The following is a 23,958-nucleotide window of genomic DNA, read 5'->3' on the forward strand; positions in this document are numbered from 1 at the left end:
AATGCGGGAATAGCTCAGTTGGTAGAGCGCAACCTTGCCAAGGTTGAGGTCGCGAGTTCGAGACTCGTTTCCCGCTCCAGATTTTTATTTAGTAGTTGCTCTACCCGATTGAGTAAATATTTAAGATTTAAGGCGGGATGGCAGAGTGGTCATGCAGCGGACTGCAAATCCGTGTACGCCGGTTCGATTCCGACTCCCGCCTCCAGATAATTTGAATAGTTTTATGGCGGGGTGGCAGAGTGACTATGCCACAGTGTGCAAAGCTGTGTAGGCCGGTTTAAATCCGTGCCCCCGCCTCCAACAAAAAAATTAATACATCTTTTGTATTAATTTCCATCCGCCCGGGTGGTGAAATAGGTAGACACAACGGACTTAAAATCCGTCGGCTCTTAAAACGGCCGTGCCGGTTCGATTCCGGCTCCGGGCACCATTCTATACTCGCCTATACTCATAAATACAGAAATTTGTACAAATGAGTTCAGACCTTAGATGTTTAAAACTGTTCAAATTTTTAATCCCATTTATAGCAGAATATAACATCTCTACAAAGAATTGGTACACAGCAAATTTTTTGATTATCTTCGTACAGTCTTATTCAGTTACAGATTTGAGTGTGATATCAGCAGTTTTCTATGCAAACTTGAGAAAACAAACTAGAATTTAACTGTGATAATTAATCCAAATAATATTGCATCCAATGGTAAGCCTTTAATCAGTTCAGATATAGCTTGAGTTTTTTTCTGATATTGCTCAATCAAAGTACTCGAACTAAAACTTGAGTTTTAGGCATTACAAATATCAATCTTAATATACGTATTAACTTTCTTTATTTTAAATTTTAATAAGCCGATGTGTGAGCTTAAGAAAAAGCCAAATCATTACATTATGCTCTATTAATTCCTCAGGCTAAAAAACCAAAAAATAATAAATAATACAAATAACACGTATTTCTAAGAATATCCGAAGCTTAACAATCACAAATTAGTAAAAAACACATGCGTTGTGAAAGTTAAAATATTTATTCCAAACATTCTAACCTGAAAATAGTAATAAACAGATAAGCTTTCGACATCAAGCTAGTTACAGACAGTATAATAACTTGATAAAAATTAAATAAATTCATCAATATAAAAATACATAATCAATAATATTAAAATAATTTTATTCTGTTTATGCGTATTTTATCCCTATATCATCAGGATTAATATTTAATAATTCAATCATTTTTGAGTCTAGCAGCTAATTTTATAGCTTTTTATGTCACAAAAGTCACTACCTGAGAGAAAGAAATAACTTAAAAAGCCACCCATGCAAAATATGCAGCAATTAAGTCTTAATTCAGCCTTGATATTATGATGTGATAAGATAAAGGTTATTGATCAAAATGGGCTGGTGTACCAGATTAATACATTTGATGATTGATAATATAGCACTTTTATCTGGGTACCTATTAATATATATTTATATCCATTTTTAAACGAAGAGTATTTTACACATTCATATTGATTGGAAAAACGAGCAGCAACGAAACTGTAAATTAATTATTTATTAAAATTTTCAACAATTCATACATTTTTATAAATAGAAATATTTAAATACAGGAATTTAAATTTTTACTCATCAATTAAAATATATTTTACAGTGGTTAGGCTTGAGATTATTACAGACCCATAGCTTGACGAATTAGCTGATTTTTAAACAAATCTAAATTATTCACCATATTCATTCCCTGATTGCGCAACCAGCTTATTCCGGGTAGGTAATTATTGGCAAACAGTCTGAACAATCCATCACAACCCTGCTGCATTGTGCGCACTGCTAGCAAACGGGAACGCTGATATTGTCTGAGCAAAGACCAGCTACCTAAATCCTCGGCATGTGCTAGCAATTGACTGAGATATTCTACATCTGCGAAACCCAGATTAACACCTTGTCCAGCCAAAGGATGAACGGTATGTGCTGCATCACCAATCAAAGCTATACGCTGACTGATGATAGTCTGCGGCTGGCGCTTAATAAGGTCGAAAGCAAATACCGGAGTGATCGGGCTTAATTCACCCAACTGATAATTGCCTGCTTCAGCTACTTTACAGGCAAAATCTTCACCATTCAGATGTGAAAGCTTGTCTGCAGAAGCTGTAGACCAAACAATGGAAATTTGATGCCCTGGTAAAGGCAGATAAGCAAGAATATCGCCATGACTAAACCACTGGTAAGCGCAGCCGTGATGATATTCTTCTGTGTTGAAATTAGCTACCAAACCTTGCTGCTTGTACGGTGAAACGTTTACTGTAATACCTGCCTGCTGCCGTAGCCACGATTGAGCACCATCAGCACCTATGAGTAACTGACTGCGATAAGAAGAGCCATTTTCCAATATAAGCTGTGCTGACCAGACGTCAGTGCTTATCATTTGGGGCTTACTTTGCAGAATGGTTACATCAGTCTCTACCAAAGCAAGCCATATTCTGGCTAGCAAATAGCGGTTTTCCAGCATGTAATTCAGATAAGGTACTTTTACGCTGGCTGCATCAAAACTGATATGCCCGTTGGTGTCGCCATATACTTCCATATGGCTTACTGGCTGTACTCTCTCAGCAGGCCATACACCTAATTTATTTAAAAGCTGTTGGTTGGCTGGGCTAACTGCATAGATACGCGCATCCCATGATTGAGTCAGACTGGTCAGGTTGGTTGTTGGTGGTGCTTTTTCTACTAGTAATACACTTTTGCCCTGCTGCTGCAATATAAGTGCCAATGTCGCTCCAATTAGCCCACCACCAAGAACAATGATGTCAAAATCTGTTTGCTGCTTATGCTGCATTTTACGTCCTTATCATGCCAATATTCTTATTCAGCAAAATCTGTGAAGGATGAATTCAGACCATAAACCAATTGTTTGGTAAATGACTGTCTGAAAGCTGGTATAGCACCCAGAATGCTCATCCCTAAACTCTGGCCGTAAGCCAGACCACTATGGGCATGATCAAACAGTTGAACCAAAGCATGTGTGAATCCTACAACCGCATTCGCATCATAAGCACGTGCTTGTGCATAGTTTCGTGCCAAAATATCATTATCCAGTTTTGCAATATCAAATGAGCCAAATACTGCACTTAGTGTTTCTGCATCACGTACACCCAAATTCAGTCCCTGAGCAGCCACCGGATGCATGGTCTGAGCTGCATTACCGATACAGATTACTCGCTGGCTGTAAACACGGCTAAGCTGCCGCAATTGTAGGGGAAAAGTTGCCACATTGCCTATCTGACAAAGCCGGCCAAGACGGTTTCCCAGCACCATTTGTAACTGCTGATTCATTGTATCCAAATCCGTCTGCTGGCGGTGTTTTGCTTCTTGCGGCGTACATGTCCATACCAGACGAAAATCATTTGTATACGGCAATAATGCCAATGGACCGTTAAGGGTGAACCGTTCATAAGCAACGGATTGATTGGGGAATTCAAATTTAAGAGTACTGACCAAGGCCTGTTGCTGATAATCGTGGCTGCATATCTGAATATCAGGTAAGTCTGCGGCCAAATTACCGCCCTCAGCGAGAATTAGCCATTGCGCAGTGATTATGCGTGTCTGAAACTGGCTCTGGCACTGGATAGAAGCCCAATGTGGCGTTGTATGTATTTTTTCTACCTTAGTCTGCCATTGTACGGGAACCCGAAGTTTAGTCAGTGCTTGTTCACAGGCCTGAACCAATTTCACATAATCAATGGTGGCACCGAGATAAGGCAGATTTATATCCTGAGCTGACAACAGTACTCGACCAAAATGATGCTGCCGCGAAACGTGCACCTTCTGAATGAAAGTAAAAACATCGTCTGGGAGTTCCACTCCAGCATGACGAAATATTTGAATACTGTGATATGACAAAGCCAGTGTACGCTGATCGGTCAATCTGCTGCCGGCGGCACGAGCTTCAAGCAATAATACAGATTTTCCCTGTTGCTGCAACATCAGGGCTGCAAGCATACCCACCGGACCAGCACCGATAATCACAATCGGATAATGTGACAATGGTTGCATGATGCACCCTTTTACAATCAAAAAAAACAGATTCTAACGTAATTTACCACTCGATAAAGTAAAAACAGCCATATAAGCATTATCCCAATCTGTACTTGGCATAGATTTTAGTGCGGCAGTTTTACTGCTCATTACACATGTGTTTTCTATGGCAGATAAAGCTAATTATCTTATTGATAAATTGAAGTTGTGGTCTGGTTTTTTCTTTATTACTGGGAAATGATTATTGTCTACTAGCTTTGCACATGTGCTCAAGGCTAATTAAGTTTAGCCTTTTTTCGCATCAGTACACCACCTATCAGCATAGCCAGCAGTTGAGCGCTAATCAATGTGACTGCTGTCATAAACCAGCCACCACTTTCAAAAGCATGGCCACAAAGCAGTGAACCCGTAAAACCACCAGCATAGTAACACATGTAATATAACCCAGAAGCCAATGAGCGGCCTTCTGTGACATTAGCAGATATATAAGTGATGGTGGAAGACTGAGTAATAAAAATACCACTACTCATCACGGCAAGTGCCAAAACAATCATCCACAATGGATGCAATAATGTTAATAATACGCCGAAAATCGACAAACTCATGGCCATTAATACAGTTAGATTAGTTCCAAATTTGATAATCAGACGAGCTGACAACGGCGTAATAATCATACCTATTAAATACACCGCAAATATATTGGCTAGTTGCGAGCTTGAAAGATTATAAGGTGGCTGATCCAAATACAGATTAATATAAGTGAAACATCCAACCAATGAAAACAGTACACAAAAACCTAGTGCACACGCCGCAAGAACGTAACGATTGTGCAGATGATGCCAGAGAGTCTTCAATGCGGTTGAAACCTGTGGCTTAGCTTCAAACTGTTTGGATGCTGGCAAGTTGCGCCACACCAGTAAGCCCCCCAGCAAACTGATGATACCCATTATCATAAATGCATGTCGCCAGCCGATAAATTCAGTGAGATAACCCATCAAAAACCGGCCAAGAAAGCCACCAAGCACCGTACCGGAAACAAAGAAACTCATTAGCCTGATGCGCGGATTGCCACTGAATTCTTCGCCTATATAAGCCAGCAATACTACAGTGATACCGGGAACAGCCAACCCTTGTACAAATCGCAGCCACCAAAGCCAGCTGATGCTATGCACAAAAGACAGAGCCAGTGTTGGGATAGAGATAAATATGATTGAACCAACAATAAACATCTTGCGTCCGAAAGCATCTGAAATCATACCTAGAAACGGAGACATCAATGCGACTGCCAGAATAGTAGCGCCTACGGTTGAGCCGACAGTAGCAGCACTGGCATGAAATTCCTGCATTAGCACAGGCAATATGGACTGCACAGAATAGACTTGCACAAAAGCCAGAGCCCCGATGAGTAATACGGTAAATATGAGAGCAAGATTTAGTTTAGGTTTGGCTAAAGCCGCAGATAAGTCAGACATAATTGATTAAAACTATTCAACTTCACTTATCAATCATGTGAAATCATCAAGATAGGTGAAGAAAAGGGTTATGAATAATGTTTTTTAACCTGAGTTAAATTTTGTGGAATGGTAATTATACCCTTTATATGAAATATTGCTTTTCTGCTTTTCAATAGGTTTGAGAACAACTTTGGATTTTCAGCAGTAATAATTTCACGCATGATAATAAATAAATTTTCATCACATTTAGCACTAAAGCACTTCAACAACTTTAAAAGATATTGCTTATATTGGTGTCGTAAGACAAATAGATGTTTTTAAATGCACAGGTATGGTAATTTTAAATTCATTTATTATAATTATGAGTTGCACTTGTATTACTTGTAAAAACAGAACGAAATATTAATCAAACCTTGACGTATATAGCTTAACTTTGAAACTTTACACTAAAATATTCATTTTCAGTTATCACAAATAGCTGACTACATTTTTTTATATTATTAAAGTAGATAGATAAACAAAAATCATTCAGAATAACTAGTATTAAAATTAAATTAATGTCAAAATAAACTTTTTTATGTAATAAAATGCAATTTTGCATCACTCATAAACTTTAACTTTAATCTATGTTTCGCTGCCTGTTGCATCAATGCGGCAGTAATCCTCAGGATCCTTGCATTATGGCAATAAGTTTTTTAGATAAAACCGACCTAAAAATCCTGCAAGTTTTACAAGACAACGGTCGTCTTACCAATGTAGAGCTGTCCGAGCGTGTGGCACTATCGCCCTCACCTTGCCTGCGCCGGCTAAAGCAGCTTGAAGAATCAGGAATCATCCGTCGCTATGCTGCGCTACTAGACCCAAACCACGTTGCACTTGGATTACAGGCTTTTATTCATGTTAGTGTAAACAAGAATAAACAAAAACGAGATGAATTTACTCAAGCAGTGCAAAATTGGCCGCACGTTCTAAACTGTTTTGCCTTAACCGGCGAATCAGATTATATTCTTCAAGCTTTTTTTTCCGATATGAATGCTTTCTCACATTTTGTGTTGGAAACATTGCTGGCCACACCAGGGGTGGAAGATGCCAAATCTAGTTTCGTTCTGAGAGAAATCAAGGCAACGACTTCTTTACCACTGGAACACCTGAATATCAGTTAGTATATGAAAAAAACGATGAGCCAGGCACAATCTGATTAATCAATTATTTCTAAATGTTAAAACAGTTAATATAAAGGCAATATCGAGATTTATGTCTGCCAATGTCTATTCTGATGATGATATCTCCGCCATTTGCCAGCAATGGCTAGAACGGGCAGTAATCGGCCTGAATCTTTGCCCTTTTGCTCGCAGACCATACCAGCTACACAGACTGCGCTTCAGTATCAGCCATGCTAGACATACTGATGCATTTCTTGATTTGCTAGAAAACGAATTACGCCTTTTATTACAGACACCAGCCACTGAAATTGAAACCACATTAGTTATTGAACCAAAATTATTCGCTGATTTTGAGGTTTTCCTCGACGTAGTGGCTCTTGCCGAACAAGTTTTAGAAGATATTGATGCCACAGGCACCATTCAGATAGCACCATTCCATCCAAATTTTCAGTTTGCTGATGAACAAGCTGAAGACATTACCAATTATACAAATCGAAGCCCATATCCAATACTGCATCTGATTAGAGAGAGCAGTATAGATCAAGCTGTGGCCGCCTTTCCTGATGCAGGATCCATTTATGAACGCAACAAAACATTATTGCGCACGATGGGTACGGAAGGATGGTCTAGCCTCGGCATAAAGTATCCGCTACAAAAAAAGCACTGAACAGAGATTACATTTATATAGGCCAGAAGAATATAGGTTAACTAAAGCGCGTCGGTTACAATCTATAGACAACACATCTTAAATATCTTTGATTTAAATTCCTTTTCTCTACTCACTTTTAAAGCAGAAAAAACTTTTCTTCAACCATTTTTTATTTTTGTTGTTAAAATCGCGATTGTTAAAATAAACCACCTTTGTAATGCTTCCGGTATCCCATTTCTCTTCTCTGTCCGCTTTAGCCATTTTGTGCCAAAAAAGTCACATATTGCGCTATATCAGCGCATTTATCGGCTTCTTTATACCTGCTACAGTGCTGGCTGCTGGCTTACCAGCTGATGAACTAAGTCTGTGGTGGTGTCTTCCCTTTATTGGCGTGCTTCTTTCCATTGCTGTTAGTCCTTTACTGATACCACATCTTTGGCATCACCATAGTGGCAAAATTATTGCTATATGGTGCTGTATCTTCCTGCTACCACTATGCTGGCAATTCAGTATCATGACATGTGTTTCACTTGTTCTGCATACTCTACTGCAGGAATATCTGCCATTTATGCTACTGTTACTGGCGCTCTATACTCTTTCTGGGGGTATAGTAATTCGGAATAATGGTATTGGCAGTGTTAAATTAAATGTTTTACTTTTAGCAAGCGGTACCGTTCTGGCTGGACTGATGGGAACGACAGGAGCTTCCATGCTACTCATTCGGCCAATACTGCGTGCCAATGCACAGAGACGGTATCGTGTTCATATAGTAGTATTTTTCATTTTTTTGGTGGCTAATATCGGTGGAGGTTTAACACCGCTTGGTGATCCACCCTTGTTTCTGGGCTTTCTAAAAGGCGTAGGATTCCAGTGGACATTTAGTCATATGATTTTACCAGTATTGCTGAATACAGTGCTTTTACTAGTCTTGTTTAGCTGTATAGATAATTGGTTATGGCGACGAGAAGCCAGAATTGAGCCTCTATCACAACCACACAAGTCTACATGGACAATTGAGGGTAAAATCAACTTACTGTTTTTGCTGGCAGTAATAGTTATCATACTATTGTCTGGTTTATGTAAAAATTTTCCAATCTGGCAGTTTTTTGGCATAGAAATTAGCTTAATAGCCTGTATTCGTGATGGTTTACTACTACTGATTACCTTATGCGGACTGAAGTACACTCCATCCGCACTGCGTCAGCAGAATGAATTCAACTGGGCACCAATGCAAGAAGTCGGAAAGCTGTTTATCGGCATTTTTATTACCATTGCACCAGTGATGGCAATATTGCAATTAGGATCAGATGGTCAATTTAAGCCACTAGTCAATTTCATTCACCACAATGGAGCGCCTGTTAATACGCTGTATTTCTGGATGAGTGGTGTTTTATCCGGTTTTCTGGATAATGCGCCAACCTATCTGGTATTTTTTAATCTTGCCGGTGGTGAAGCACAATTACTGATGCTGCAATTTTCTAAAACACTGCTGGCTATTTCCATGGGCTCAGTATTTATGGGAGCACTCAGTTATATTGGCAATGCACCTAATCTGATGATTAAATCAATCGCTGAGCAGCAGCATATCGCCATGCCCAGTTTTTTTGGCTACATGGGTTGGTCTTTAACTATACTTATTCCATTGTTTATTGTAGATACGCTTTTATTTTTTTAATTTATCGAGAAAATAACGGCCTGTAAGGTTAATTTGTTATGCATTTATTGAAATACCTGCAAGCGCAGGGTCTGGGCAGCCGTAAGCAATGTCAGGTGCTGATTAAAGATGCCGCTGTACTCATTAATGGGCAGCTTTGTACCGATGCACGCATGGAGATAGAACCATCGAATGTCAGCAGTCTGCAAATTGACGAAGTGAATCTCCCACCTGTGCCATTGCCCTATTTTTATATTCTGCTAAACAAACCTGCCGACTACGAAACTTCACACAAACCTCAGTTTTATCCTAGTGTATTCAGCATATTACCCGAACCACTGCGCCATCTAAATATGCAAGCTGTTGGCCGGCTAGATGCAGATACCACCGGTGTTCTGATTTTGACCAACGATGGCCAGTTTAATCATCGCTGTACCTCGCCTAAACACAAGCTACCTAAAATTTACCGAGTTAGCCTGAAACATGCTGCTGATGAAAGTTTGTGTATGAAGTTAAAGCAAGGGGTATTGCTACATGATGACAATGAAACTGTACAAGCAGAAACGGCTGAACTGACCGACTCCCATACCCTGCTGCTTACCATTACTTCTGGAAAGTATCATCAGGTAAAACGCATGGTTGCAGCTGCGGGTAATCGGGTAGTTGCTTTACACCGTAGCGCATTTGGTCCCTGGCAAGCCGAAGATTTACCGGTAGGTGGCTGGCGTTTTTTTCAACCCGATTTCGATAAACTGCAATATGCTCAATACTGATCTTATTTTTCAGCTGATTAACATCATAGGTACTGTAGCATTTGCTGTGTCTGGCTATTTGGTCGGATTTCGTAAAAGGCTAGACATTCTCGGTGTAATAATCGTTGCTTTACTCACTGCAGTGGGCGGCGGCATGATGCGCGATGCCCTTATCGGACATATTCCGATGATATTTAAAAGCAATACCTCATTGTGGACTATTTTTATTACGCTTTTATTATCGTGGTTGTTTCATATTCAGTATCAGCGTCACCGAGTTCTTGCAGTATGGTTTGTGGTAGCAGATGCGCTCGGGCTGGCTGCATTCAGCCTGACTGGTGCCGAAGTCGGCTTAGCATTGAAATTAAACTGGTTTGGCGTAGTCACCTTAGCCTTTGTTACTGCAGTGGGTGGCGGGATTCTGCGTGATATTTTAGTCAATGAAGTCCCGATCATTTTGCGTAGTGACATCTATGGAACTATAGCAATATTACTCGGGCTGCTATTATGCATATTGAATCATTGGAATATGGTTACACCACTGAGCATTAATGTGTTGTTTATCAGTGGTGTCATCAGCCGTTTAATCGTTTATCGCTACAACATCACCTTGCCCGGATTTCAAAAAAAGAAAAATTACAAAATATAACAAAAATACATGAACTTTCTCTGCAAAAAACAGTCTAAGTCATTAAGATGATATCCATACGCAGCAACAAGCGTATAACCTCAAGATTTCAAATGCTTTTTAGTATTCTCTTGTCGAAACATTATTTTGGCCCTCTGCTGCTTCTCCCCTTGGCACAGAGGGTTCTTTTTATCTGGAGTGTATTTAATTCATCTACCAGCAATCCTTCTAATCAAGATATCCCCATTTTTATCAAATAAATAACAGCAAGCTGCAAAACTCTTCACAGGTGAGCGCTGTTTAACAAACTCAATCCAAACCTCTTTAACGCCTAAGTTCATCATACCATGCTAGTTATTTTTCGCTAAAATGCCGAGTGCAATTCGCAAAAGCTACCATTAAACCGTAAAATAGTTTAAATATTGCTGTTTTTTTTGCTTGAAATCTTATTTTTCAACGCTATGTACAGTAAAGTTAAATTTAATATTCAAGATATGAAAGTATCCAAATAATGGACAATCGAAAACTACGATACATTGCTTCAGCTGTCATCCTCAGCCTTACCTTGAGCCCTTTAGCAGAAGCCAAACGCATTGGAGGCGGAGGAAACCGTGGTATGTCACGATCCAGCTATTCCAGCACGTATAGCAGCCCTTCCTACCAGTACAACCGCAGCAATTATGCAAATTCTTCGTCTAGCCGTCTAGGAGGAGGTAATAATGCAGGTATGTCACGCTCTTATTCAAATTCTGGACGCAATGATTACCGATACGGTAATAATCAGAATGGTTACGCCAATCAAGCTCAGCCTCGTGGAAACAGTACTGCACGAGTCATTGGTGCCGGTGTTGCTGGAGCAGCAATTGGTGCATTAGCCGGCCATGCTATGGCAAACCACAACCAGCAGCAACCTGCTACCACCAACGCTACCCCTGCAAGTGATTACAATAATGCGGCTAATAATGTTGATAATCAGACCATCCCTGAGGCTAATCAGCAGACACAAATGGCGCAGCCAGAGAAAAAAAGCGGGTTTAGCTGGCTATGGCTTCTCATTATTGTGATTGGCGGAGTCTATTTGTATCGCCGTTTTGCAGCAAAAAAAAATAATCAGGGCAATATACCTTACAATACTCAGCAAAACAGCAATCATTTCGGCACTCAGAACAATAGCAGTAATAGTGCCCGTACCAACATATTTGGTCAAAATCTAAGCAACAATAGCTCTGTCATGCCAAACAATTTTTCGGGTATGGCTGATGGCAGCAATACTGAAGCATTTCTTCGCTTTGCACGGCAACGTTTTAATCATGTGCAATCCATGAATAATGCCTCGAATCTGGAAGAAATTAGACGCTACTTTACACCTGAAATGTTTGCCGCCATCCGCGACGATATTATCCAGAATCAGGATACGGCCGAATTCAGCGACCTCAATGCCGAACTGGTAGACAGCACACAGGAAAATGGTCAGTACATTGCCAGCGTACGCTTCAGTGGACTAGTCAGTGAAAATCTGGGCAGCCCTCAGCAACCGTTCAGCGAAGTCTGGCATTTTGTCAAACCGCTTAGTAATCAGCAAGAATGGTTAATAGCCGGAATTCAGCAGGATTAATTGAGAACATTGCGTAAGATAAATTACGCCGTTTAAGAAAAAAGCACTGATTAAATCAGTGCTTTTTTATCATAAAGCTTTGCGAATATTAAGACCAGTACTGAAAGTCCGTTTAGGAGAGGGTTCGAAATAACGGCCATTACTATCATTGACAATCACCGAACCAGCGTAACGTCGATTAAACAGATTATCAACACGTGCGTAGCTGCTTAATGTCCAGCCTCGATAAGCCCATTCATAACCAATATTGGCAGATGCCAGCGCATAACCAGGGGCATGATCCGTATTGCTGTCATTAACGTATATTTTATCCATATAACGAACATCCATACCGCCTTGCCATCCTTGCTTCGGTTGCCATTGCAAACCAAAATACAATTGATTCTGTGCTACTCCCGGTATTTTATTTCCCTTACGCACAGCAACTGCTTTTCCTAGCGCCGGTATATCACTATCAAATTTGGCATCAATATATGAGTAGCTAGCCCGCGCCTCCAAATTTTGCCACAGTGTTTTCTGCCAGCCTAACTCTGCGCCATATCTTTTGGTACGGTCAGCATTACGAAATGTACTACGGCCTCCGGCTGATACAGCTGAGACTATATCGTTATGTGACTCAGTGTGAAATGCTGTTGCAGAAAATATTCCCCATTGCTGGTCAAATTTCAGTCCTGCTTCAATAGTATCGCTGGTAGAAGGCTTAAGATTGAAATTAAAACCGGCCATACCATCTGGCCGATAAGCCATTTCAGTAAAAGTAGGCGTTTCAAAACCTTTGCCATAGGCAATATAAGCAGCCGCATCATCCCGGAAATCCCAGCCTAGCGAAATACTGGGCAATAATTTATGGTAACGCAGTGCTCCACTATCATCGCCATTAGCTAGATAATGATCCTGCGTTTTAAAATGTACGTTACTATAACGCAAGCCTCCATCCACATGCCATTTCGGCACAAAACGCCACGAAAACTGCATATATGGGTCGAGATTCCATAAAGTATTGTACTCATCCCGACGCAATTTACCCTTCACCCCCAGATGGCTGCCGTTAAAATTATTGTATCCTTGCCGGTCTTCATTCTCACGGTCAAATGCCACTCCCCCAATAAGAGTGAGATTGGGCAAAGTGTTTTTGTTTAGCCAACGCAAATCGGCTCCATAATAATGTCGGGTAAAATCAATCACGCCTCCTGCGTGCTTAGGAGCGGTTTGCGCCTTGGCCGGAATCGACTGATATTGCACTACATGACGACGGCCGGCATAAACCATTGCATATAGACTATTATGCTCATTAATGGGTTTATCCCAAGTTAAACCAGTCTGGCTTTGGTCAATTTCCTTACGCATGTTGTAATCCCTGACATTTTGAGCAATCTGGCGCGGATTCTCCTGCCATTGTTCACGTGTCAGTCCGCCGGGATCAGCCGCTCTGATGCGTACCTGATTCAGCACCCAATTCAGCGTACTGCCATCATTCAGATTCCATGTAAATTTAGCATTATTCAGTACCTTCCGTGCATCGCTGTGCTCGCGATATCCATTGGTATCAAAATAATTAGAGCTGATATTATAGGCTGGTAGGTACGCTGATTCACTCCCACTCTGCAACTGAAATGAAGTTTGCTGCTTAGCAAAACGACTGGTATTGAATCCAAGACTAACACTGGGCTTACCTTCGCCTTCACGGGTAGTTGCCAGTATTGTTCCTCCTGAGGAGTTCCCATACAGAGATGAAAAAGGACCACCAAGCACTTCTATTTTATCTAAAGAGTTCAAATCTATATTAGAAGTCTGCCCTTGCCCATCTGGCATAGAAGCTGGAATACCATCAACGTATATGCGAATACCACGCACCCCAAATGTTGAACGCGCGCCAAAACCACGCATCGAAATTTGCATATCCTGAGCATAATTTTCCCGTTCCAGAGCTTGTAAACCCGGAATCCCTTTTAGGGCATCGGAAATATTCGTTTTAGGTGTATCAGTTAGCGCTCTGGCATTAACGGTATGCACAGATGCTGCTGTATCCAGCCACGATGCATACGTGCGTAAAGCAGTTACTTCTATATCTGGCAACTGCGCATTATCTTTATCTTCTGCATAAACAACAGCAGGCAACATAGACAGGGACAAAACCAATTTCTTCAAGTGTGTGTAAGACATAATTATCAAATGTTGGAATAAGTAATATATATAAAAAGCAAATTTTTCAAACAAATATTATTTGTAAATATTTACTTCCTAAATCAAAGATACATAAATATAACAGAAATATTTATACATTCTGAAATAGACATAAAATAAGCAGCTATTTATCTGTAAATATTGACAAAAATAATAATCAAAGCAAAAAAATATTTAAAAAATATTAATAACAGCAGCTTATCAGTAAACATTGATTACTCAAGCTACTAACTGTTCTCACTCACACCTGAAGTTTTTTCTGCACAGACTGCATCTACAATATCAGCTAATAAAAAAAGCTGCCGGTTTGTACCAGACAGCTTTGTATACATTCACAAACCGCTACAATAATGGGCCGACGAGACGCACAGAATTTTCAACTAGTCCCCACCATTTGGAACGCGCCTGCCATGCTTTAAGTTCAATATACTCACAATCACGCAGATAGCCGTTTTGTAAAGCAACAATCGTTTCCGTCATACCTTCATCATAAATGGCCAGACTAATTTCCATATTCAGATAAAAACTGCGCATATCCATATTAACCGTTCCAAAAAGCGTGTAATCACTGTCAACAGTTAGTGTTTTAGCATGCAACAAACCACCTTTAAACAAAGCAATTTTAACACCGGCCTGAAGCAACATCGGATAATAAGCTCGAGAAGCATATTTAACCAGTTTCGAATCTACAGCCTCAGGTACAATCAGGGTTACTTCCACCCCTCGAGTAGCTGCTGTAGTCAGTGCCAGTAGCAAAGCATCATCCGGTACAAAATATGGGGTTGTAATCATAATCCGGCGTGTCGCGGCATGAATAGCGTTCACAATCGTGTCATAAATCACCGGACTTCCCTGTTCAGGTGCTGATGGAATTACCTGTACTACCACTCCGGTCTTTTCTTTTTGTGCAACCTGCAAATTTTGCATTAGAGCTTGTTTGCCATAGCTGTCTACCCATTGCTGTACCTGCATCAAATTAGATTCGGTCTCTACAGCCATATCACCGGCAAACACAGCAGCTAGTGGCTGAACCAAACTGCCTTCACAGCGCATCATCACATCCACCCACTGCCCGACACCAGCATTCTTTTTAAAAAACCGAGGATCCACCAGATTAAAACTACCGGTATAGCCAATTTTCTGGTCGATTACTGCAATCTTGCGGTGATTACGCAAATCAGCACGGACAAAAAATGTACGCCACAGCTGTATAGGTAACGCTTCTGTCAAAGTAATACCAGCACTGCGTAATCGCCGCGGCCAGTCACTACGCCAGAATCTAGCGCTGCCAATACTGTCCACCAGCATACTGGTCACTACACCTCGTTGAGCAGCCGCCATAGCATCATTCAGCAAATCGACAATTACACCCTGAGGATCAACAATATAAAAAGCCAGCAGGCAGCTCGTTTTGGCCTGCTGAATATCGTGGCGGATAGCAGAAATAATTTCCTCATCATGTGTCAGCAAAGTTAGATGATTGTACTCAGTAGCCTCAAAACCAGTTTTGTCTGCTGCAATCAGGCTGATTCCATGATAACGCTCATTCAGACCACTACAAGCATGCTGATTGAAATCATGCAGATAGGTATCACTGAATTTATGATAAAACTTCACCAGTTCCCGCTGGCGCCGCAATCGGCGCGAACCTAGTCTGGGTTCACCAATCAGCAAATAGGCCACAGCACCAACAAGAGGAAACGCCATCAGCATTAATATCCAAGCAACAGAAACACCTGTATTCCGCTGGTGATACAACACTCGTACCATCAGAACAGTCACCACCACCACGTGTAAAACAACAAAAATTTCTGCCCAAGGAATATTGTGTAACATAAAAGCTGACCTGTTGTTCTTAAACACAAAAAAAGATTAATTATAAAAATAAAGCAACAAAGAATGAATACGCAAATAAAATAACAGCCAGACAAAAATCTGGCAGGTACCGGAATCATCACTTCCTGTGCCTGCCTATACATTAAGGTAATTTAGCTGAAAACTGTATGAGCCCCGTAGTTGTCAGTATCTAGTGATGACTAAATCTGATGATATGGAGCTGACAAATTATGTACTGCTTCTACAGCAAACTTTACCATTTCTGGATCAGTATATTGATTAATTCCATGTCCTAAATTAAACACATGACCGCTACCTTTACCATAATCGGTCAGTAAACGACGCACTTCACATTCAACACTTTCAGAATTACCAAATAATGCCAACGGGTCAAGATTTCCCTGCAAAGCTACTCGATCACCAGCTAACTCACGTGCCCGATGTAAATTTACAGTCCAATCCACCCCCAGAGCTTCGATTTCCAAATCAGCCAGCTGGTCAAGCCACTGCCCACCGCCCTTAGTAAACACAATTACTGGTACTTGCCGGCCATCTGCTTCTCTATGCAAGCCAGAAATCACCTGTTGCAGATAGCGTAAATCAAACTCCTGAAAGGCTGCATCACTGAGAATACCGCCCCAAGTATCAAAAATCTGCACAGCCTGAGCGCCCGCTCTGATTTGCTCATTCAAATAAAGACTAACCGATTGTGCATTGATATCCAGAATATGATGCAATAACTGCGGCCGCTGGTACATCATAGTTTTTAATAAACGAAAATCTCGGCTACCGCTACCTTCAACCATGTAGCAGGCCAATGTAAACGGGCTACCACTGAAACCAATCAATGGCACACGTCCGTTTAAAGCCCGCCGAATACTGTTTACAGCATCAAACACATAGCGCAACCGCTGCATATCCGGTACATGCAACCGCTGTACATCTTGCTCCTGCCGAAGCGGATTCATAAACTTAGGCCCCTCACCTTCCACAAAGTGCAAGCCCAGATCCATGGCATCAGGTACAGTCAGAATATCTGAAAAAAGTATCGCCGCATCCAGTGCAAAGCGTTCCAGTGGTTGCAATGTGACTTCTGTAGCCAGCTCGGTATTATGGCATAACGCCAGAAAACTACCAGCCTTGGCGCGAGTAGCGCGGTATTCAGGCAAGTAACGTCCAGCCTGACGCATCAGCCATACTGGCGTGTACTCGACTGGCTGTTTCAATAAAGCTCGTAAAAAAGTATCGTTATGTAAAACTGCCATAATCTACCTCAGGCAGTCAGCAAAAAATGTACTGACTGCCTGTAAAATCAAAATAAAAAATTACAACTCATCATCATTACTGATACTGGACAGAATCTGAGTACGCTGCTCTTCTGCGGCCTCATTTTCACCCGATTGCTCCAGCACTTTTGCCAGCAATAATCTGGTCACATTATTGCTTTTCGCTTGCAAGCTCGCTTCTAAATAATTTTTCGCCTTACCCCATAATTGCTGCTGGTAGCTCATCTCACCCATCAGCAATAACAAATCCGCATTCTGTGGCTCCTGTTGTAACCACTTATCCGCTGCTATCATATTTTTTTGCTGTTCTTTACTGCTCAAATACTGATTAGCGTGATTAAAAGCTGGTAACAATGCAGCATCATGACTACGTGGATAATATTTCTTTACCCATTTCACAGCCTGTGTGTACATCCCTAGCTGTAAATACTTTTCTACTATATCTGCACTCAACAAGCTTTCTTGTTCGTCCACTGGTATTGATTTAAGACTATTTTTCAGTTCAACAGGATTTTTGGCTTCAGCCAGTAATTGCCGGTAAGCCCAATATCTATATTGCTGCTGTTCACTATCACTTAATGCACTTGCACGGCTCAGCTTATCCACTTGCTGCAATACTCCTCGTGCATCATGCTGATCCCAGTCATAGCGTAGTTGTAGTTTCACAAGCTGAGTTAAATTCGGATTGATTTTGGCCGCAGCATCCAATGCACTCTTTGCCTGCTGCTCATTGTGCTGAGCCAGAGCTGACTGACTAAGCAGCAGATAACGTGAGAGTTGCTGTTTTTCGGGCAGCTTGGCCACCTCGTTTAAATAGCGGTCTCGAGTACTCATATCATCCATTTGGTCTGCACTGTGAGCAGCCAGCAATAAAGCCAGTGATCGGCTATGCTGACCCTGTTTATTGCGCAGCACTCGTTCAGCCTCTCGGGCAGCAAACTGATAGCGTCCTTCAAAATAAGCCAAACCAGCATGATTCAAGGCCGTTTCAACCTGATGGCGCTGATGATTTATGCGCCAATGTTGCCAATGGCCGGGGAGATGCACAAAACCCATAACAATGCGCAGCAAAATATACAGCATTACCACCGTCAAAAGCACCATACCGATAAAGAGCTGCAGATTAATACGTATCAACGTCTGTTCTACGACAATATAAACATCACCACTGTAATACTTGGCACCCAGTACCACAGCTACAGCCACTATAAATAGTATAATCAACCATAACAAAGATCTCATAATGAATGTTCTCCCTGCACGGTAGAAGCTGCTGTTGCATTTTTAGCGCTTTCCGCACTGGCTGCTTTTGCTGAATGAGTTTCGGCCACAGCAGAAGCACTGCTGGCACTTGAAGCACTAAAATCCGGCAACGCAGTTGACATATCCATACCAGCCTGATGCTGATAATCTCGCACTGCTGACAAACTTGCAGAAAGATTACTGTCCTGATTGGTCTGAACATTCAACATTTTCAGTTGAGACAGCTCTTTAAGCCAAGATTGTGTCGCCGCAGAGCTACCATCAAAATACTGTTTAACCGTGGCCTCGGCTGTATTCAAATCAGCGGCATAAACCTCACTACGCCGCTGAATCAGCGCAATACGCGCATCCAACAAACGCAGACGTAGATTTTCTCGTACAAAATAAATTTGTTCCGGCGACATTAACATCGAATCATTATGATTGATATGCCGAACTTCAACCATACTACTTAGCGAATGCAGTGTAGCTTGCCACGTACGCTGCCACCAAGATGCATTTGGATTAATAGTTGCCGTACCAGAAGAAACATTAGGCTGCAACTGATTATCAACGACTAAAGGTAAGCCTGCAACGCCAGATTCCAGACGATTTAGACGGAGAGAGGCACTGGCCACATCAAGATATGGACGACCTTTCAAGTTTTCGAGATCACTACTGATGGCTTTTTTAATTGGCAGTAACTGAGGTTGGTCAAAACGTGCCAAACGACTATCCAGATTTTCCAGCACATTTACGGCCACCGGAACATTACCCGATATCAGCAACTGCTGCGCAGCCAAATTTAGTGTAGCCTCAATCTCATCAACCAGCCAATCAGTACGGCTTTTTACCAGCTCCTGATATGCACGAGTCAGACGGTCAACATTTTCACCCTGCGTTTTCTGCTGCGTTTGCAAATCTTGCAACTGCTTACTCAATTCATCAACCCGCACCAAACTTGTTTCCACTGTAGCTGCGGTTTTACTGGCACCAATACCTGCATTTTCGATTTTCTGATCAAATTGAAGCTGCTGATTTTTCAGCAGATTTTGTCCCTCAACGAATAAAAATCCACTGGCACCCAATGCCAGTATCGACAGTACCAAAGCACCCAGTGCTATTCCCTTACCCGTACCAGATACTTGTTTCACTGCAGCTGGCCGGCTGGTTTCTTGAGGTACAGACATTCCTGATCCTGTGTTGTTTTTTTGAAAATCTTTAGTTTGATGGGTGCCGGCTTTTTGTTTATCTGAAGGTTCAGCTGCCGCGGATGTAGTCGATTCAGGAGGTACACGCACTTCACCTTGTGTATTCACCAGCAATGGCTGCTTACCTTGTTCCGGAGACTGACCAGACTGCGTATCTTGTTGTTCACTCATTCGGTATACTCCCTGCACGATAATTGGGACAACAGCTCAGCAGAACAACTATCACACTGTACTGTCTGAATGCAAAATTTCCAATCCACGCTGTAAATCCGATACCAGCATCGTAGTTACATCATAACTCGACAGCGCTGCTTCCACACGTGGATGGTGAACTAAGTATAACAAGCTTTTGCCAATTGCGTACAAATCTGGCGGCATCTGCGAAAACCACGCATTTACAGCAGCACTTGTCGTCATATAAACAGCCTTTAAACGCTTTTCTTTAATTGGCTGCCTCAATACTGACCAATTAAGCAGCTGTGGCTGGCGCTTATACACTTCAGCCAGCTCAACCTGCCAGCCTTGCTGACCTAGCTTGTCAACCAGCAATTCGCGACCGCCAACACCCCTAATCAGCATCATCCTTCCATTTTGCTGATGCCATATGGCTAAACGTAAAACTGCTTCACTATCATTGCCATCAAACGGATAAACGACCTGTTTAAAACCGTAAGCAATTAACACTTTTGCTGTAGCTGCGCCTACAGCCACATGCACTACATTATCAGACTGAACAAGATATTTGGCAGCAATGTGCACTGCGCTAGGGCTGACCCAAACAATAACATCTTGTTTCAAGCTGCGCTCAGCCAGCTGCTGCAAGATATCATCAAAAGGTAGCAACTGCTGATACTCCATTAATAATGGCTGCCATCCAGCACGAATACAGCTTTTTATATCAGCAGCCACAGCCTGGCGCGGACGCATCAATGCAATGCTGGGCTGAGTAATCATTGACCGGACAGCACTTCATTAATCAAGTCTCTGGCGCCCAAACTGGCTAATTTTTGTGCCACGTTTAAACCCAGTTGTTCAACATCACTCATAGAAGCCTGCGCGCTGGCACGCAGCACCGTTTTTCCATCAACAGAAGCAACCAAACCAAACAATTCAAGCATACCAGAGCTTTCAACACAATAAGCAGCCAGAGGTACTTGACAGCTACCACCCAAAAACTTTGCCATGGTTCGTTCTGCCGTCACACAAGCTGCTGTAACTGCATGATGAAGAGGCTGCAACAAGTTTAATAAATCAGTCCGGTGAGAAGCCACCTCAATTGCCAGTGCACCTTGACCAGCCGCAGGTATGGAAATTTCAACCGGCAAAATACTACGGATACGATGATCTAAACCCAAACGTTCCAAACCAGCAGCAGCCAGAATAATAGCTGCATATTCTTGTTTATCTAATTTACTGAGGCGCGTCTGCACATTACCGCGCAAAGGTTTTATGTGTAAATTCGGATAGTGCAACCGAAGCTGAGCTTCGCGGCGCAGACTAGATGTGCCAACAATGGCTCCTTCTGGCAATTCCGACAGATGGGCATACTGTTGTGAAACAAAAGCATCAAAAGGATTAGCCCTCTCAGTTATAGCAGCCAGAACAAAACCTTCCGGCAGCTCCATAGGTACATCCTTAAGTGAATGAACCGCAATATCGGCGGTTCCTGCTTGCAATGCCCATTCCAGCTCTTTGATAAACAGTCCTTTACCGCCTATTTTAGACAAAGACTGGCTTAGTATCTGGTCACCCTTTGTCGTCATACCTTGAATAGTTATAGATATATTAGGATAAAGCCCCTGCAAACACTGCTGTATGTGTCGTGCTTGCCACATAGCCAGTGCGCTTTCACGACTAGCAATGACCAGATTATTTTTTTTCATACCAAGACACATAAAACCAAAAAATTAAAATATAAATTTTAGCATTAACTGTAGATTAAGCTGCATTTACTTACACAACCCAATATGTATTCAAAGTCAAGCTTCAGTTCGTAACAATAACTCATCAACCAGACTACTTACACCAGCTTGAGCAGATGCACGAATGATTTGTATATTCTGCAATCCTTCAAGTGGTTGAGGATCAACCAGAAAAATTTCTGCAGATCGTGCCGCATAGTGAAACAGACCTGCAGCCGGATATACTTGCAAAGATGTGCCAACAATGATAACTATATCAGCACAACGCATTAGCTGAATGGCAGAGTCAATCATCGGCACAGTCTCTCCAAACCACACAATATGCGGCCGCATCTGGAAGCCATGATTATCCTTATCTCCCAGCGTCTGATCTGAAAAACAATCGACAATATAATTTTCATCAACACTACTTCTTGCTTTTAAGAGTTCACCATGTAAGTGTAGTACATGACTACTACCAGCACGCTCATGCAAATCATCTACATTCTGCGTGATAATATTAACATTGTATCTTGTTTCCAGATTTTTTAATGCTAGATGAGCCGTATTAGGTTGAGCTCTTAGCAACTTCCGCCTTAAACGATTATAAAATTCTAATACTCGTTCAGGATGGCGCTCAAAAGCCTCAGGTGTAGCAATATCATCAATTTTTTCACCATCCCATAATCCACCATGATTACGAAAAGTCTGCAAACCACTTTCTGCACTGATGCCCGAACCTGTCAACACAACAATTTTATGCCGGCCCACAGACGAAAACTTACTCATATGTGCACAAAAGCTTTAATCGCAGCTTTTAGTCTTTGCAAGCCAGTCTGCAAATCAGCATCAGTCAATAGCAGACTAGGTGCAAAACGTAAGACATTATTACCTGCCACCAAAACCAGCAAGCCATGCTGCAAAGCCAACTGCATTAATTGCGCAGCCCGTCCTTTGTACTTATCAGACATCACACAACCAAGCAATAAGCCCTGTCCTCTTACCTGAGCAAACACACCAGATGCATCAGATAATTCCTGCAAACCTTTCTTCAATTTTTCACCTTGCCGCAAAACATTCTGCAAGGTCTCAGGCGTATTTATAATATCAAATGCCGCACAGCCCACCGCACACGCTAGCGGATTACCACCAAAGGTACTGCCATGACTACCAGGCGTAAAACTGCGGCCAACAGCTTCTGTTGTCAACATAGCACCTATAGGAATCCCACAACCCAGTGCTTTGGCAGCTGAAACAATATCCGGCCGGATATCATAATACTGATGTGCAAACAACTTACCGGTACGTCCCATCCCCGTTTGCACTTCATCGAGAATCAACAAAGCTTGATGACGATCACAGGCACGACGTGCCGCCTGCAAAAATGCTTCTGTTACAGGCAATACACCACTTTCACCTTGAATCGGTTCAATAACTACCGCACAGGTTTTATCATTGACCGCTGCATCAATAGCAGCAACATCATTAAACGGAATATGCCGGATACCAGCAGGCAAGGGCGCAAAATCATTACTGTATTTGGGTTGACCGCCTACAGAGACTGTAAAAAGCGTACGACCATGAAATCCATTAATACAAGCAATTATTTCGTGTTTTCCTGTATCAGGAAAATGGTCACGCGCATATTTTCGGGCCAGTTTAAAAGCAGCTTCATTGGCTTCTGCGCCAGAATTACAAAAAAATACTTGCTCAGCAAATGTGTGTTTTACCAGACGCTCAGCCAAATTCTGTGCCGGTTGGGTGGTATAAATATTGGAAATGTGCCATAACTTATGTGCCTGTTCCATCAACGCATTAATCAGAAGCGGATGGCAGTGACCCAAAGCATTTACAGCAATCCCACCTGCTAAATCTATGTATTCCTGCCCATTATCATCCCAAACACGGCTACCTTCAGCACGAATAGGCAGCATAGGTGCAAAACTAAAATTCGGTGTTAAATAATTATGCATATTTCTCTCTATTAATCTATACATTTATCATAATCAGAAGTCATCAAGTTCTGCTATCTCAATGTATCATAAACCTGATGAACAAATAAGAAAACATACCAACAACTGATTCAGTAAAGATTAACCTGAATAAAATATTAGTTTGAGAATAAGCTTATAGAAAGCAAAGAGATAAAATGCGAACATTTTTCAAATTCCTAAACTTATATGTTCAGCATTAATCATAAGTTTTATGCAAAAAACTATTTAGATAACTAATTTCCATAACATCTATCAAGACAAAACCCTCATCAAAATAGACAGAAAAATTGATCATAACTCATTAAAATTTGAAATAAATATCAAATTTGAAGTACCAAATAAATTATAATTCTTATATGTTATTCA

18 protein-coding genes and 4 tRNA genes are annotated in these 23,958 nt (G+C 41.6%); 10 read left to right on the plus strand and 12 right to left on the minus strand.

All coding sequences use genetic code 11. The annotated features are described in order from the left end of the window. The first annotated feature begins 3 nt into the window (after nt 1-3). The 4 genes from ACQP6D_RS06245 to ACQP6D_RS06260 all read left to right on the plus strand — a co-directional run bounded on the left by ACQP6D_RS06245 (nt 4) and on the right by ACQP6D_RS06260 (nt 430). Nucleotides 4-79, plus strand: a tRNA-Gly gene (locus ACQP6D_RS06245). Nucleotides 80-131: 52 nt separating this feature from the next. Further along, nucleotides 132-205 (plus strand) — tRNA-Cys (locus ACQP6D_RS06250). 20 nt (nt 206-225) lie between these two features. Beyond that, nucleotides 226-300: transfer RNA gene (locus ACQP6D_RS06255), tRNA-Cys, on the plus strand. A gap of 39 nt (nt 301-339) precedes the next feature. After that, nucleotides 340-430 (plus strand) — tRNA-Leu (locus ACQP6D_RS06260). A gap of 1,230 nt (nt 431-1,660) precedes the next feature. On the opposite strand, the gene ACQP6D_RS06265 is transcribed toward ACQP6D_RS06260, so the two are convergent. The 3 genes from ACQP6D_RS06265 to ACQP6D_RS06275 all read right to left on the minus strand — a co-directional run bounded on the left by ACQP6D_RS06265 (nt 1,661) and on the right by ACQP6D_RS06275 (nt 5,495). Continuing rightward, on the minus strand, nt 1,661-2,824 hold the full coding sequence (locus tag ACQP6D_RS06265) for an FAD-dependent monooxygenase (RefSeq protein WP_427857703.1): 1,164 nt from the start codon (nt 2,822-2,824) through the stop codon (nt 1,661-1,663). A gap of 26 nt (nt 2,825-2,850) precedes the next feature. Next, nucleotides 2,851-4,041 carry an FAD-dependent monooxygenase gene (locus ACQP6D_RS06270; protein ID WP_427857704.1) on the minus strand — a complete coding sequence of 397 codons (1,191 nt, stop codon included), beginning with the start codon at nt 4,039-4,041 and terminating at the stop codon, nt 2,851-2,853. A gap of 257 nt (nt 4,042-4,298) precedes the next feature. After that, entirely contained in the window at nt 4,299-5,495 is a 1,197-nt protein-coding gene (locus ACQP6D_RS06275) for an MFS transporter (RefSeq protein WP_427857705.1), read from the minus strand. 662 nt (nt 5,496-6,157) lie between these two features. On the opposite strand from ACQP6D_RS06275, the gene ACQP6D_RS06280 reads away from it, so the two are divergent. From ACQP6D_RS06280 to ACQP6D_RS06305, 6 genes are all read left to right on the plus strand, one after another. Beyond that, entirely contained in the window at nt 6,158-6,640 is a 483-nt protein-coding gene (locus ACQP6D_RS06280; protein WP_100141327.1) for an Lrp/AsnC family transcriptional regulator, read from the plus strand. Between the two features lie 91 nt (nt 6,641-6,731). Then, nucleotides 6,732-7,307: a DUF1415 domain-containing protein gene (locus ACQP6D_RS06285; RefSeq protein WP_267391071.1), complete on the plus strand. Its 576-nt coding sequence runs from the start codon at nt 6,732-6,734 to the stop codon at nt 7,305-7,307. A gap of 265 nt (nt 7,308-7,572) precedes the next feature. Next, complete coding sequence (locus ACQP6D_RS06290; RefSeq protein ID WP_370387415.1) at nt 7,573-8,964, plus strand: sodium:proton antiporter; 1,392 nt, start codon at nt 7,573-7,575, stop codon at nt 8,962-8,964. Nucleotides 8,965-9,002: 38 nt separating this feature from the next. Next, nucleotides 9,003-9,716: a pseudouridine synthase gene (locus ACQP6D_RS06295; RefSeq protein ID WP_427857706.1), complete on the plus strand. Its 714-nt coding sequence runs from the start codon at nt 9,003-9,005 to the stop codon at nt 9,714-9,716. Continuing rightward, nucleotides 9,703-10,344 (plus strand): trimeric intracellular cation channel family protein, encoded by a 642-nt coding sequence (locus ACQP6D_RS06300; RefSeq protein ID WP_100141331.1) that lies wholly within the window; start codon nt 9,703-9,705, stop codon nt 10,342-10,344. The genes ACQP6D_RS06295 and ACQP6D_RS06300 overlap by 14 nt, the downstream gene beginning before the upstream one ends. A gap of 490 nt (nt 10,345-10,834) precedes the next feature. Further along, a complete protein-coding gene (locus ACQP6D_RS06305) occupies nt 10,835-11,938 on the plus strand; it encodes a Tim44 domain-containing protein (RefSeq protein ID WP_267404852.1) in 1,104 nt (367 codons plus the stop codon). Nucleotides 11,939-12,007: 69 nt separating this feature from the next. Here the strand turns inward: ACQP6D_RS06305 and ACQP6D_RS06310 are convergent, their stop codons facing one another. From ACQP6D_RS06310 to ACQP6D_RS06350, 9 genes are all read right to left on the minus strand, one after another. Further along, on the minus strand, nt 12,008-14,101 hold the full coding sequence (locus tag ACQP6D_RS06310; RefSeq protein WP_427857707.1) for a TonB-dependent receptor domain-containing protein: 2,094 nt from the start codon (nt 14,099-14,101) through the stop codon (nt 12,008-12,010). Nucleotides 14,102-14,464: 363 nt separating this feature from the next. Beyond that, the gene (gene cls / locus ACQP6D_RS06315) at nt 14,465-15,958 is read right to left on the minus strand and encodes a cardiolipin synthase (protein WP_369608415.1); all 1,494 of its coding nucleotides are present in this window, start codon (nt 15,956-15,958) and stop codon (nt 14,465-14,467) included. A 200-nt stretch (nt 15,959-16,158) separates the two neighbouring features. After that, the gene (gene hemE, locus ACQP6D_RS06320) at nt 16,159-17,223 is read right to left on the minus strand and encodes a uroporphyrinogen decarboxylase (protein WP_427857709.1); all 1,065 of its coding nucleotides are present in this window, start codon (nt 17,221-17,223) and stop codon (nt 16,159-16,161) included. 60 nt (nt 17,224-17,283) lie between these two features. Continuing rightward, complete coding sequence (locus tag ACQP6D_RS06325) at nt 17,284-18,486, minus strand: heme biosynthesis HemY N-terminal domain-containing protein (protein WP_267391064.1); 1,203 nt, start codon at nt 18,484-18,486, stop codon at nt 17,284-17,286. Next, complete coding sequence (locus tag ACQP6D_RS06330) at nt 18,483-19,868, minus strand: uroporphyrinogen-III C-methyltransferase (RefSeq protein WP_427857710.1); 1,386 nt, start codon at nt 19,866-19,868, stop codon at nt 18,483-18,485. The genes ACQP6D_RS06325 and ACQP6D_RS06330 overlap by 4 nt, the downstream gene beginning before the upstream one ends. Before the next feature lie 51 nt (nt 19,869-19,919). Beyond that, on the minus strand, nt 19,920-20,651 hold the full coding sequence (locus ACQP6D_RS06335) for a uroporphyrinogen-III synthase (RefSeq protein WP_427857711.1): 732 nt from the start codon (nt 20,649-20,651) through the stop codon (nt 19,920-19,922). Then, nucleotides 20,648-21,580 (minus strand): hydroxymethylbilane synthase, encoded by a 933-nt coding sequence (gene hemC / locus ACQP6D_RS06340; RefSeq protein ID WP_427857712.1) that lies wholly within the window; start codon nt 21,578-21,580, stop codon nt 20,648-20,650. The genes ACQP6D_RS06335 and hemC overlap by 4 nt, the downstream gene beginning before the upstream one ends. 96 nt (nt 21,581-21,676) lie before the next feature. Then, nucleotides 21,677-22,387, minus strand: a complete 711-nt coding sequence (locus ACQP6D_RS06345) for a Sir2 family NAD-dependent protein deacetylase (RefSeq protein ID WP_367578317.1) — start codon at nt 22,385-22,387, stop codon at nt 21,677-21,679. Continuing rightward, complete coding sequence (locus ACQP6D_RS06350; protein WP_370389211.1) at nt 22,384-23,571, minus strand: acetylornithine/succinyldiaminopimelate transaminase; 1,188 nt, start codon at nt 23,569-23,571, stop codon at nt 22,384-22,386. The genes ACQP6D_RS06345 and ACQP6D_RS06350 overlap by 4 nt, the downstream gene beginning before the upstream one ends. Nucleotides 23,572-23,958: the final 387 nt, after the last annotated feature.

This window comes from Snodgrassella sp. CS2 (genome assembly GCF_050310315.1).
Classification (GTDB): domain Bacteria; phylum Pseudomonadota; class Gammaproteobacteria; order Burkholderiales; family Neisseriaceae; genus Snodgrassella; species Snodgrassella alvi_E.